The 12533-nt window shown below is 74.0% G+C and carries 8 protein-coding genes; 3 read left to right on the forward strand and 5 right to left on the reverse strand.

Translation table 11 applies throughout. The features are described from left to right. The first annotated feature begins 15 nt into the window (after positions 1 to 15). The 3 genes from ACFVYX_RS24445 (at position 16) to ACFVYX_RS24455 (ending at position 6043) form a co-directional block, all read left to right on the forward strand. Positions 16 to 2667, forward strand: a complete 2652-nt coding sequence (locus ACFVYX_RS24445) for a lysylphosphatidylglycerol synthase domain-containing protein (RefSeq protein ID WP_389683584.1) — start codon at positions 16 to 18, stop codon at positions 2665 to 2667. A 104-nt stretch (positions 2668 to 2771) separates the two neighbouring features. Beyond that, complete coding sequence (locus ACFVYX_RS24450; protein WP_389683585.1) at positions 2772 to 4337, forward strand: alpha/beta hydrolase; 1566 nt, start codon at positions 2772 to 2774, stop codon at positions 4335 to 4337. Between the two features lie 140 nt (positions 4338 to 4477). After that, the gene (locus ACFVYX_RS24455) at positions 4478 to 6043 is read left to right on the forward strand and encodes an alpha/beta hydrolase (RefSeq protein WP_389683586.1); all 1566 of its coding nucleotides are present in this window, start codon (positions 4478 to 4480) and stop codon (positions 6041 to 6043) included. Positions 6044 to 6102: 59 nt separating this feature from the next. Here ACFVYX_RS24455 and moeZ read toward each other — a convergent pair whose 3' ends face one another. From moeZ to ACFVYX_RS24480, 5 genes are all read right to left on the reverse strand, one after another. After that, positions 6103 to 7281, reverse strand: a complete 1179-nt coding sequence (moeZ, locus tag ACFVYX_RS24460) for an adenylyltransferase/sulfurtransferase MoeZ (RefSeq protein WP_389683587.1) — start codon at positions 7279 to 7281, stop codon at positions 6103 to 6105. Between the two features lie 63 nt (positions 7282 to 7344). Continuing rightward, positions 7345 to 8091, reverse strand: a complete 747-nt coding sequence (locus tag ACFVYX_RS24465; RefSeq protein ID WP_389683588.1) for a spherulation-specific family 4 protein — start codon at positions 8089 to 8091, stop codon at positions 7345 to 7347. Then, the gene (locus tag ACFVYX_RS24470; protein ID WP_389683589.1) at positions 8079 to 9050 is read right to left on the reverse strand and encodes an NAD-dependent epimerase/dehydratase family protein; all 972 of its coding nucleotides are present in this window, start codon (positions 9048 to 9050) and stop codon (positions 8079 to 8081) included. Before ACFVYX_RS24470 ends, ACFVYX_RS24465 begins: the two co-directional genes overlap by 13 nt. A gap of 202 nt (positions 9051 to 9252) precedes the next feature. Next, positions 9253 to 10593 carry a hypothetical protein gene (locus ACFVYX_RS24475; protein WP_389683590.1) on the reverse strand — a complete coding sequence of 447 codons (1341 nt, stop codon included), beginning with the start codon at positions 10591 to 10593 and terminating at the stop codon, positions 9253 to 9255. Between the two features lie 13 nt (positions 10594 to 10606). Beyond that, positions 10607 to 12340, reverse strand: a complete 1734-nt coding sequence (locus ACFVYX_RS24480; protein ID WP_389683591.1) for a glycosyltransferase — start codon at positions 12338 to 12340, stop codon at positions 10607 to 10609. Positions 12341 to 12533: the final 193 nt, after the last annotated feature.

Consider the following 12533-nt stretch of genomic DNA (forward strand, 5'->3'; position numbering starts at 1 on the left):
CATGCAGAGACGGACATGGTGATGGGCCAGGACACGCAGCCTCCCGAGGGAGGCCAGGCCGACGTGCCCGAGCGGGTCTCCGGCGACGAACCGCTGCTCGCCGCGCGTGTCCACCGGCCCTCCGACCTGATGCGGCTGCTCGCCGGTCTCCTCGCCATCGGTCTCGTCATCGCCATCGCGGCGTTCGCCCACGCGACGACCTCGGGTCTGGAGAAGGACATCAACGAGGGCGCCGGCGGCGCCCCCGACGTCTTCGTCAAGATCGCCGGCCTCGTCTCCTCCATCGCCGTCCTGCTGGTCCCGGTGGCCTTCGCCATCGAGCGGCTGATCAAACGCGACGGGCTGCGCATCGCGGACGGTGTCCTCGCCGCGGTCCTCGCGCACGGCGTCACCCTCGCCACCGACCTCTGGGTCGCCCAGGCCGCGCCCGGCACCATCCAGGACGCGCTGACCCAGCCGCAGTCCGGCGGCGGGCTCACCGATCCGGTGCACAACTACCTGGCTCCGGTGATCGCGTACATGACCGCCGTCGGCATGGCCCGCAGGCCGCGCTGGCGGGTGTCGCTCTGGGTGGTGCTGCTGCTCGACGCGTTCACGATGCTGGTGGCCGGCTACACCACGGCGCTCTCGATCATCCTGACCGTCCTGATCGGCTGGACGGTGGCGTACGGCACGCTGTACGCGGTCGGCTCCCCCAACGTCCGGCCCACCGGGCAGACCCTCCTCGCCGGCCTGCGCCGGGTCGGCTTCCGGCCGGTGACGGCGCTGCGCGCCGAGGGCGTGCCCGACTCGGCGGACAGCGCGGACCGGGGCCGCCGCTACATCGTGACCCTGGAGGACGGGCCACCGCTCGACGTCACCGTCGTCGACCGGGAACAGCAGGCGCACGGCTTCTTCTACCGCGCGTGGCGCCGGCTCACCCTGCGGACGATCACCACCCGCCGTTCGATCGTCTCGCTGCGACAGGCCCTGGAACAGGAGGCGCTCCTCGCGTACGCGGCGATCGCCGCCGGGGCGAACGCGCCGAAGCTGATCGCCACGTCGGAGCTCGGCCCTGACGCCGTGATGCTCGTGTACGAGCACATCGGCGGTCGCAGTCTGGACTCGCTCGACGACCACGAGATCACCGACGAGCTGGTCACCAGTGCCTTCCGGCAGGTACGGGCGCTCCAGTCCCGCCGGATCGCGCACCGCAGGCTCACCGGCGACGCGATTCTGGTGGATCGTTCCGGCAGGGTGATCCTCACCGATCTGCGGGGCGGCGAGATCGCCGCGGGCGACCTCGTCCTGCGCATGGACATCGCCCAGCTGCTCACCACCCTCGGTCTGCGGGTCGGGGCGGAACGGGCGGTCGCCTCGGCCGTCGAGGTGCTCGGCCCCGACACCGTCGCCGACTGTCTGCCGCTGCTCCAGCCCATCGCGCTGAGCCGCTCCACGCGCGCGACGCTGCGGAGACTGGCCCGCGAGCGGTCGGCCCGGGAGCGGGAGGCCGTGCTCGCCGCGTCGGAGGCCGCCAAGCACGAGCGGGAGCTGGCGAAGGCCCACAGCGCGGAGACCAGCGCGGACCCGACGGCCGTACGCGCCGAGACCAAGGCCGAGAAGAAGGCGGACAAGAAGGCCGACAAGCGTGCCCTCGACACGGCGCTCGACGAGGCCCGTGAGGAGGACCTGCTGGCCCAGATCCGCCGCCAGGTGCTGCTCATCCGGCCGCAGGCCCCGGTGGAGCCGGTCCGTCTGGAGCGGATCAAGCCGCGGACCCTGATCAGCCTGATCGCCGGCGCGGTCGCCGCGTACTTCCTGCTCTCCCAGATCGCCCGTACGCCGCTGTCGACGATCAGCGAGGCGGACTGGCGGTGGGTGGCGGCCGCGGTGCTGTTCTCCGCGCTCAGCTACGTGGCGGCGGCGATGAGCCTGCTGGGCTTCGTCCCGGAGCGGGTCGGGTTCTGGCGGACGGTGGTGGCGCAGGTCGCCGGCTCGTTCGTGAAGATCCTCGCCCCGGCCGCGGTCGGCGGGGTCGCCCTGAACACCCGCTTCCTCCAGCGCGCCGGGGTACGGCCGGGGCTCGCGGTGGCGAGCGTCGGCGCCTCGCAGCTCTTCGGGCTCGGGGCGCACATCCTGCTGCTGCTCTCCTTCGGCTATCTGACGGGGACGGAGAAGTCGCAGTCCTTCACCCCGTCGAGGACGGTCATCGCCGGTCTGCTGACGGTCGCGGTGCTCGTCCTGGTGATGACGGCGATCCCCTTCATGCGGAAGTTCGTCTCGACCCGGCTGCGGTCGCTCTTCGCCGGTGTGGTGCCGCGCATGCTGGACGTCCTCCAGCGGCCGATGAAGCTGCTGACCGGTATCGGCGGGATGCTGCTGCTCACCGCCTCCTTCGTGCTCTGCCTCGACGCCTCGATCCGGGCCTTCGGCCACGGCCACCCGTCGATCAGCTACGCGAGCGTGGCGGTCGTCTTCCTCGCGGGCAACGCCATCGGCTCGGCGGCGCCGACGCCGGGCGGTGTCGTCGCGGTCGAGGGCGCGCTGACGCTCGGTCTCCTGGCGGTGGGCCTGCCGATCGAGGTCGCCACCCCCGCGGTGCTGCTGTACCGCCTGCTGACGCTGTGGGTCCCGGTGCTGCCGGGATGGCTCTGCTTCAACTGGCTGACGCGACGCGAGGCACTGTGACGGCCGGAGGCCGGTAGACAGGGCGCCCGTCCTCCACGCCCCCGGGCCACCCGCATGGACCCCCGTCCCGCGCGGGGGCCGTGACGGCGGCCCACGATGGGTTCATGCCGATCTCCGCCGCACAGCGCGCCGCTCTGCTGACCGCCACCACCGTGCTGCTCGCCGCCGGGTGCTCGGACGGGGGAGACGAGGCGGCGGATCCGTCGACGCCGAGCGGCTCGGCCGGGCTCTCGGCACAGAAGCTGTCCTGGGCCCCCTGCCCCGCGCCGTCCGCCGCCGAGGGCGGCGGGGAGCCGCCCTCGGCGCTCCCCGGCGGCACCGCCTGGGAGTGCTCCTTCCTCCAGACGCCGCTCGACTGGTCGGTGCCGGAGGGCGAGACCATCGAGCTGGCGCTCATCCGGGCCCGCGCCCGGGACAAGGACCGGCGGATCGGTTCGCTCGTCTTCAACTTCGGCGGGCCCGGCGGCTCCGGCGTCACCGGGCTTCCCGGCTTCGCCCCCGACTACGAGACCCTGCGCGGCCGCTACGACCTGGTCTCCTTCGATCCCCGGGGGGTGGGCCGCAGCGAACCGGTCGAATGCGCGACGGACAAGGAACTGGACGCGTACTACGCCCTGGACTTCACACCGGACGACGAGACCGAGGAACGGACGCTCTCGGACGCGCAGAAGAAGTACGCGGCAGGCTGCGAGAAGGACGCCGGCCCGGCCCTGCCGCACGTCGGCACCGAGAACGCCGCCCGGGACATGGACCTGATGCGGCAGGTCCTCGGGGACGACAAGCTGCACTACTTCGGCATCTCGTACGGCACCGAACTCGGCGGCGTCTACGCCCATCTGTTCCCGAAGAACGTCGGCCGGGCCCTCTTCGACGCCGTCGTCGACCCCGAAGCGGGCGTCGAGGAGGGTGCGCTCGGCCAGGCGAAGGGCTTCCAGCTCGCCCTGGACAACTTCGCCCGGGACTGTGTGGACCGCGGCGACGAGTGCGCCCTGCCGGGCACGAGCGTCGCCGAGGTCGAGTCCTTCGTCACGGAGCTGCTCGCCGCGCTCGACAAGAAGCCGATCGCGGGCATCGGCGACCGGAAGCTCACACAGACGCAGGCCACCAACGGCATCGCGCAGGCCCTGTACTCCAAGGAGTACTGGAAATACCTGGAGCAGGGTCTCGACGCGGCGGACGGCGGTGACGGGGCGCTGCTCCTCTCGCTCTCCGACTCGATGAACGGGCGCGGCCAGAACGGCTCCTACAGCAACATCCAGGCCGCCAACGCCGCCATCAACTGCGTGGACTTCAAGGAGCGCTACACCCTCGGCCAGGCGAAGGAACGGCTCGGCGAGTTCCGGGAGGCCTCCCCCGTCTTCGGCGACTTCATGGGATGGGCCCTCTCCAGCTGCTCGCAGTGGCCGGTGGCGGGCACCTGGGACCACCCGGACGTCTCCGCGCCCGGTTCGGCGCCGATCCTGGTCGTCGGCAACACGGGCGACCCGGCCACGCCGTACGCGGGTGCCCGGTCGATGGTGAAGGCGCTCGGCCAGGGCGTCGGCGTGGAGCTGACGTTCGAGGGCGAGGGCCACGGCGCCTACAACAGCGGCAACGCGTGCGTGAAGAAGGCGGTCGACGCGTACCTCCTGGAGGGCAAGGTCCCGCCCTCGGGGACGGTCTGCAAGTAGGCGGGATCCACGCGGCCCGCCCGCCCCGGGACGGCCGCCCGATCGCCCGCCCGGGACGGCCGCCCGATCACCCACCCGTCCAGGGTCGGGCCACCCGCCCCGCCTAGGATGGCCGCCTTGCCGGGATCCTGGGGGAACGCATGTCCATACGTGTACGCATGACCGTGCTGGCCGCGACCGGGGTGCTCGTCGCGGGCTGTACGAGTACGGAGGGCGGAGCCCCGGGCGCCACGTCGGCCCCTCCGTCGGCCGGTGACGTCAAGCCGTCCGTCACCGCCACCGCGACCACCCCCGCGGCGGCTCTCCCCCCGCTCCCCGGCCCCCTCACCGGCCAGCGCCCCGCCTGGAAGCGCTGCCCGGCCCCGGAAGGCGGACAAGGGCCCGGCGCGCGGTGGCGCTGCGCCACGGTGACGGTGCCGGTGGACTACGCGAAGCCGGAGGGCGCCACCCTCCCGGTCGCGCTGATCCGCAAGGAGGCCACCGACGAGCGCGGACGCATCGGTTCGCTCCTCTTCAACTTCGGCGGGCCCGGCGCCTCTGGGGTGGTGATGCTGCCGCAGCTGGAGGAGGAGTACCGGAAGCTCGGCGAGCGCTACGACCTGGTCGGCTTCGACCCGCGCGGGGTGGGCCGCAGCGCGGGCGTGGTCTGCCGCAGCGACGCCGAACAGGCCGCCGCCGAGGCGACCGTCGACGCCACCCCGGACTCGGCCGCCGAGGAGGCGGCGTTCCTCAAGGACGGCGCGGACTTCGGCGCGGGCTGCGCCCGCCGCTCCGGGGCGCTCCTCGCCCACACCACGACCAGCGCCACCGCCCGCGACCTGGACCTGGTCCGGCAGGTCCTCGGGGACGCGAAGCTCCACTACTTCGGCGTCTCGTACGGAACCCAGCTCGGCGGCACGTACGCCCATCTCTTCCCGTCGCACGTGGGCCGGCTCGTCCTCGACGCGGTCGTCGACCCGACCGCCGACACCGTCGGGCACGCCCGCCACCAGACGATCGGCTTCCAGCGGGCCCTGGACAGCTACCTGAAGAGCACCGGCCAGGACCGGAAGGCGGGGACCGAGCGGATCAGCCGCCTGCTGCGGAAGCTGGACCGGCAGCCGCTGGCCGTCGGAGAGCGGCGGCTCACCGAGAGCCTGGCGCTCACGGGCATCGCGGTCACGCTGTACGGGCAGGCCAACTGGCCCCTGCTCACCGACGCCCTCGCCGAGGCCGAGCAGGGTCGCGGCGGCGCCCTGCTCCAGCTCGCCGACTACTACAACGACCGGGACGAGCAGGGTCGTTACTCCACCCAGTCGCACTCCCAGCGGGCCATCTCCTGCGCCGACTCCAGCGCGCGGCCGACCGCCGCGCAGGCGAGGGCGCTGGTGCCCGAGTTCCGCGAGCTCTCCCCCGTGTTCGGCGCGTTCCTCGCCTGGGACACGGCCGGCTGGTGCGCGGACTGGCCGGTCAGGGGCGAGCGGGCGACCCCGGAGGCGAGCGCGCCGGGCGCCGCGCCGGTCCTCGTCGTCGGCACCACGGGCGACCCGGCCACCCCGTACGAGGGCGCGGAGAAGATGGCGAAGGAGCTCGGGGAAGGCGTCGGCGTCCTGGTCACCAACAAGGGCGAGGGCCACGGCGCCTACGGCACCTCGCGGTGTGTGACGCGGACGGTCGACGCGTACCTCCTGGACGGGAAGGTCCCCGCGTACGGCACGACCTGCTGAGGGGCCCACGGGAAAGGCCCCGGACCTCGCGAGGAGGTCCGGGGCCTTCCGCGTGCCGTCTAGTAGACCGGCTTCTCGGGCTCGATCTGGTGGACCCAGCCGATCACGCCGCCGCCGACGTGCACCGCGTCCGCGAAGCCCGCGGACTTGAGCACGGCGAGGACTTCCGCACTGCGGACGCCCGTCTTGCAGTGCAGGACGATCCGCTTGTCCTGGGGGAGGTCCTGGAGGGCCGTGCCCATCAGGAACTCGTTCTTGGGGATCAGCCGCGCGCCCGGGATCGAGACGATCTCGTACTCGTTCGGCTCGCGGACGTCGATGATGTCGATCGTCTCGCCCTCGTCGATCCACTCCTTGAGCTGCTTGGGAGTGATCGTCGAGCCGAGCGCCGCCTCCTGGGCCTCCTCGGACACGACGCCGCAGAAGGCCTCGTAGTCGATGAGCTCGGTGACGGTCGGGTTGTCGCCGCAGACCGCGCAGTTCGGGTCCTTGCGGACCTTGACCTGGCGGTACTGCATCTCCAGGGCGTCGTAGATCATCAGACGGCCGACCAGCGGGTCGCCGACGCCGGCGAGGAGCTTGATGGCCTCGGTGACCTGGATGGAGCCGATGGACGCGCAGAGCACGCCCAGGACACCGCCCTCGGCGCAGGAGGGGACCATGCCCGGCGGCGGGGGCTCCGGGTAGAGGCAGCGGTAGCAGGGGCCGTGCTCGGACCAGAAGACGGACGCCTGGCCGTCGAAGCGGTAGATCGAGCCCCAGACGTACGGCTTGTTCAGGAGCACGGCCGCGTCGTTGACGAGGTACCGCGTGGCGAAGTTGTCCGTGCCGTCGACGATCAGGTCGTACTGACCGAAGATCTCCATCACGTTCTCGGCTTCGAGCCGCTCCTCGTGAAGGATCACGTTCACGTACGGGTTGATGCCGAGCACGCTGTCGCGCGCCGAGGCGGCCTTGGAGCGGCCGATGTCGGCCTGGCTGTGGATGATCTGGCGCTGGAGGTTCGACTCGTCGACCTCGTCGAACTCCACGATGCCGAGCGTGCCCACGCCGGCGGCGGCCAGGTACATCAGCGCCGGGGAGCCGAGGCCACCGGCGCCGACACACAGCACCTTGGCGTTCTTCAGCCGCTTCTGCCCGTCCATCCCGACGTCCGGGATGATCAGGTGGCGGGAGTACCTGCGGACCTCGTCTACGGTGAGCTCGGCAGCCGGCTCGACCAGGGGTGGCAGCGACACGGGGACTCCGGTTGTCGGTATGTCAGTACGGTTGTTCTCCCCGTAACACTGCCACGCTCCTTCTCATTCCGAGACACCCGGTCCGATCCGCGAGACGATTTCGTCCCAGTAGCCGGGCAGCGAGTGGAATGGCGCGGTTTGCCCCAGGTCCCCGGTCCGGTCGGTGAAGAAGATCGTCCCGGCCCCCTGCCAGCGGGCGATCCGCAGGGCCTCGTCGAGATGGGTGCGCGGGACCCCGTGCACGAGATGGACGAACGTGGCCTCCGTGTACTCCGCGGTCCACTCGGCCACCTGCGACCAGCGGTAGTCCACCCAGGCGCCGGAGAACGTCACCAGCTGGTCGGCGGTCTCCGCGTATCCGGGATGGGGATGGGTGCCGTGACCGAGGACGAGATGGGCCTCACCGCCGAGGATCGCCTCCAGGGTCGCGGTGACCCGCCGCACCCCGGCCAGGTCCGCCCGGTCCGCGGGGCAGCGGTCCAGGTAGTAGCCGTCCACGTGGTACCAGTCCAGGAAGCGGTGGGCGTCGGAGACGAGCTCCCCGAAGGGCCGGGAGCCGTACGCCGCGTCCAGGTGCCCGAGGACCCTGACCCCGGCGTTGCGGAGCCTCCCCGCCGCCTCCAGGCAGTGCGGGTCGGGGCGGCTCCCCGGCCCGTCCGCCACGTTGAGCACCGCCCAGTGCAGCGGGGTCCCGGGCCGGGTCAGCTCACCCCACTCGACCGGGGCGAGCAGCGGGTGGGCGTAGCCGGGGACGCCCACCCCGAGGGCCTGGACCGCCCCCGTCGCCGTGCTCGTCGTCAGATGCGACATGCCGCCTCCATCCAGATGTCGGCGAGGGACTCCTCCAGGTTGATCCGGGGCCGCCAGCCGAGCCGGTCGCGGGCGGTGCGGACGTCGGCCTGCTGCCAGGGGCCGCAGCCGTCGGGGTACGGGTAGGGGGCGGAGGCCAGCTGGTCGGCGATGGTCCCCTCGGTGCGGGGGGCGCCGATCATCGGGCGCTGCGGCATGCCGTGCGGGGCGTCCAGCTCGTGCAGGTTGCCGGCGTAGCCCGCGACCCTGGCCAGGACAGCGGCGGCGTCCCGGAGCCGGACCGCACGGCCGGTGCCGATGTTGACGACGCCCTGCGCGGCGGAGAGCGAGGCCGCGTGGACGGCCCGCGCCACGTCCCGTACGTCGACGAAGTCCCGCTGCACCCCCAGACCGCTCAGCTTGAGCTCACCGTCCCCGGCCTGCATGGCGCGGCGCATCGCCTCGGCGAGACGGCCGAGGGGCGAGCCGGCGGGCGTGCCGGGTCCCACGGGCGAGAACACCCGGAGCACCACGGCGTCGAGCCCCGACCCGAGGACGAGTTCGGTCGCCGCCAGCTTCGACACGCCGTACGGGCCGCCGGGGCGGGGCACGGCGTCCTCGGCGGTGGAGGAGCCGGCCTGGCTCGGCCCGTACTCCGAGGCGCAGCCGACCTGGACAAGCCGGGCGCCGCAGCCGCTGCGGCGCAGGGCCTCGCAGACCGTGGCGACGGCGACGGTGTTGTGCCGGGTCAGGTCGCGGGCGCCGCCGCGGGTGGCGCCGGCGCAGTTGACGACGACCCCGGGGTGGACGGCGTCGAGGAAGCGGGTCAGCGCGCCGGGACTTCCGGAGGCGAGGTCGAAGCGCACGTCGGCGTCGTCGCCCCGGCCGAGCGCGGTGAGGTGGACAGCCGGGTCGGCGAGCAGCCGGTCGGCGACGAAACGCCCGATGAAGCCGTTGGCTCCGAGCAGCAGCACCCTCATCGTGCGGCCCCTTCGTGCCGACCGGCCGGTGCTGGGAGTTGCGGGGTCATGGTCTTCGGTCTCCTTGCGGGGTGATGAGAGAGGTGACGGGGCACGCCCGCGGCGTCGGCTCCGCGGGTGCGAAGAGGTTTCCTGGCGTGAGGCTCGGTGAGGTGGGGGTTGCCGCGGTCGCCCGGCCTCCGACGGGGGTGGCGGCGGGTTCTCACGGGGTGGCGTGGGCCGAGGCCCGGGCAAGGGAGGCGGTCGCGTGGGCCAGCAGGCCGAGCGCGGCGGCGCCGCAGACGAGGGTGGGCACGGCCCCGGGGCCCCAGGTGTCGACGACGGCGCGCACCGGTACGGCGAGCGCGTCGAAGCCGGGGACGGGGACGCGGGCGGCGAGGACGCTCGCGAGGGCGAGCGCCTCGGCGGCGCCTGCGGCGGCGAGGGCGGCGGCGGCCGTCTCGGGGAAGCCGTGGACGGTGAGGAGCCGGGCGAACAGCAGGAGCGCGCCGAGGGCCAGGGCCCCGGAGCTGAACGAGGTGAGCCCGAGCAGGACGGTGAGGGCGAGGAGCTGGAGGGTCACGGTGCCGAGGAGCAGGGGCCGGACGCCGGCGGCGAAGTCGGCGAGCCCCCGGCTGTCGGCGATCCTGCGGCGCGCCCGGTTGGCGAAGAGCCGGGCGCACCAGGCGGCGGGCGCGACGGCGAGAGCGAGGCCCAGGAGCGGCCCGGGAGTCAGCTCCCAGGGGCCGTCGGGGCCGCCGCTGAGCACCTGGGTGAGGAGGCCGTCGCCGCAGACCGCGTACGCCAGGAGCCAGAGGGTCCAGAGCCGTGCGGCGGGCACGGTGGCGCCGTCGGGGGCGCGGAAGGGTCCGCGCCGGACGGCGAGCAGCAGGGTCCCGGTGAGCAGGAGCGCCCCGGCGGCGCCGACGGAGAGGCGTGCGGACCCGTGGGTGACGGCGAGCCCGATGCCGGTGAGGGCCGCGGCTGCCCCGGGGGTGAGGACGGCGAGCATCCAGGCGTCCGTACGGTGCTCCGCCGGCGCCGGGGGCGGGGCTGTCTCGCCGGCCCGGGGCACGCGCGCGTAGAGCTCCTCGGCGAGCGAGAAGACGTCCCGGTGGCGGAAGCGCGCGGCGGTCCGGTCGGTGAACCCCTGGGCTTCGAGCCCGGCGGCGATCTCCAGGGGGTCGACGGCGCGCGCGCAGAGATCCTGGTGCCGGTGCATGAGGACCTTGACGGGGTCGGCGTTCCCGCGCGGGACGCGGGGGGCGGGGCTTCCGGACGGGCTGTTCGGGGCGCTGCCCGCACCGGCCGGGGCCTCGTGGTCCTCCCCCGCCGGGGTCGGCGGGGCTGGTGAGGCCGTCGGGGCTTGCGGGGCCGTCTCCGTGGCCACCGAAGGGTCGGGCGCGGGGGCTATCCCGGACGGTGGGGCGTCGGCGGCGGTGCCCTCCGGGGCGTGCGGTTCGAGGGTTCCGCCGCCGGGCGGGGTCAGTGCGGGGGCGCCGAGGAGGGCCTCGGAGCGGGCGTCCCAGGCTCCGGGGCTCGTCGGGGCGGCGGGGCCGCGCATGGGGGTGCCTCCTTCAGGCATCGGGGGCTCCTGTCCCGGCGGCCACGGCCTTGTGCGCCCAGCTGCCGGGGACGTGTGCCTCGGCGGGATGGGCGAAGGGGACGCCGTCCCCGGGGCGGTGGCGCACCGGCGCGTGGGAGAGGAGTTCCAGGTAGATGCCGCGGAACGCGGCGAGGTTCTGTTCGACGGTGAAGAGTTCGAGTGCGCGGGCGCGGGCGGCGGCGCCCAGGCGGTACCGGCGCTCGGGCTCGCGGAGGAGCGCGAGGCAGGCGTCGGCGAGCGCCCGGGGGTTGCGCGGGGGGACGACGAGGCCGGTGCCACCGATGATCTCGACGACGGCGCCGACGTCGGTCGAGACGGTCGCGCGCGCACAGAACATCGCCTCGACGAGACCGGCGGGGAAGCCCTCGACCACGCTGGAAAGGACGACGACCGCGCCGGAGGCGTAGACGTCCTCCAAGGTGGGGGCCTCGGGGCCGCCGAGCTCCTCGAAGGCGACCGGGTTCTCGCCGACGGCGTGTGCCCCGGCGGCCTCGTCGGGGAAGAGCTGGGCGGCGAGCCCCTTGCAGTGCGCGAGGTACGCGGCGGCTCCGGGGTCCCGTACGGGCACGGCGACGATCCTCAGCCGGACGTCGGGCTGCCGGGCGCGGACCTCGGCGAAGGCGTGCAGGAGGGCGATGAGGTCCTTGGCGGGTTCCACCCGGCCGACCCAGACCAGGGTGGCGGGGTCGCCGCTCTCCTCGTCCTCGCCGACCTCGGCGAAGCGGTCGGCCGCCATGCCGGGGTGGACGGTACGGATCCGGGCCCGGTCGGCGCCGCACCGCTCCTGCCAGCGGCGGGCGTGGGCGTTGCCGGGGGTGAGGAGCGCGGCCTGCCCGTAGACCTCGGCGGCGATCCCGCCGTGGAGGGCGGCGAGCAGGGTGCGCAGCGGGGTGGAGCGGTCGGTGCCGGCGGCCGAGAGGTAGTGGGAGCGGAGCTGTACGCCGTATTCGGTGACGAGGAGGGGGGTTCCGAAGAAGCGTTTGGCCAGGAGGCCGGGGACGGCGGTGGTGCCTCCGGCGGCGGCGTGGCAGAGGTCCGCGGCGCCGAGTGCGTCGTCCGTGTACCAGTCGAGGGAGAGCGGGCGCAGGGCGAGGGCCAGGTGCTCGGCGAAAGCGAGGTGGTCGGGGAGTCCCGCGGCGGCCGCGCCCCGTCGTGCGCCGGGCGCACGGCAGGCGGATTCGAGGGCGCGGACGGCGTCGTCGGAGCGGAGCGCGCCGGGCAGCCCGCCGCGCTCGCGGGCGAGTTCGGCGAGCGCGTAGAGCCCGGTGGCGAAGGCGCTCTCCCCACGGGGCCGCCCCCCGGTGACGCCCGCGTCACAGGCCGCGCCCTTGCCGTCGCCCTCCTCCGCGCGGGGCTCGCCCGCCCTCGTGTCGTCCTCCGCGCAGAGGCCGAGCGCCAGCTGGTGGAAGGCCTCGGTGAAGCGGCGGCGGTCGCGGCGGCCGTAGGCGCGGCGGGCGGCGCGGTGATCGCCGAACGCGGTCCGCTCCAGGAGGTTCCGGGCCCCCGTGGCCGTGTCGGGGCCGCCGGGGTCGGCGGCGTGTGCGACGCGGGCGTTCGGGGGGAGCGCCGAGGGGGTACTGGTCCCGCCGAGGGCGTACAGGTCGAACTGGTGCTGGTCGAGTCCTCGTACAAGACGTTCGCACCAGATTCCGGACTCACCGCCGGCGTACGGGTAGCCACCCTCCGTGAGCAGTCCGATCCGCACGAGTGCACCCCCGATCTCCGTTGACGGCGGTCACCGTTGGTCCGGCGACTCGCAGCGGGACGAACGTAAGCGGAGACGGCGGTGGGTGGGGGGGGGGGGGGGCGGGGCCCCGGGCACCCCGCGGCGTGCTTGTGAATGAATGGTACCCCCCCACGCCGCGAGGCGCAGCCCGGGGCGGGGCGGGGGGGCGGAG

The sequence above is a fragment of the Streptomyces sp. NPDC058326 genome, from assembly GCF_042879855.1.
GTDB lineage: Bacteria > Actinomycetota > Actinomycetes > Streptomycetales > Streptomycetaceae > Streptomyces.

Coding starts and splice junctions, on each gene's coding strand:
- ACFVYX_RS24475 (WP_389683590.1), bottom strand. CDS start 10,593: ATGCGCGGCCCCGCCGCCCCGACGAGCCCCGGAGCCTGGGACGCCCGC.
- ACFVYX_RS24465 (WP_389683588.1), bottom strand. CDS start 8,091: ATGTCGCATCTGACGACGAGCACGGCGACGGGGGCGGTCCAGGCCCTC.
- ACFVYX_RS24450 (WP_389683585.1), top strand. CDS start 2,772: ATGCCGATCTCCGCCGCACAGCGCGCCGCTCTGCTGACCGCCACCACC.
- ACFVYX_RS24445 (WP_389683584.1), top strand. CDS start 16: ATGGTGATGGGCCAGGACACGCAGCCTCCCGAGGGAGGCCAGGCCGAC.
- ACFVYX_RS24455 (WP_389683586.1), top strand. CDS start 4,478: ATGTCCATACGTGTACGCATGACCGTGCTGGCCGCGACCGGGGTGCTC.
- ACFVYX_RS24470 (WP_389683589.1), bottom strand. CDS start 9,050: ATGAGGGTGCTGCTGCTCGGAGCCAACGGCTTCATCGGGCGTTTCGTC.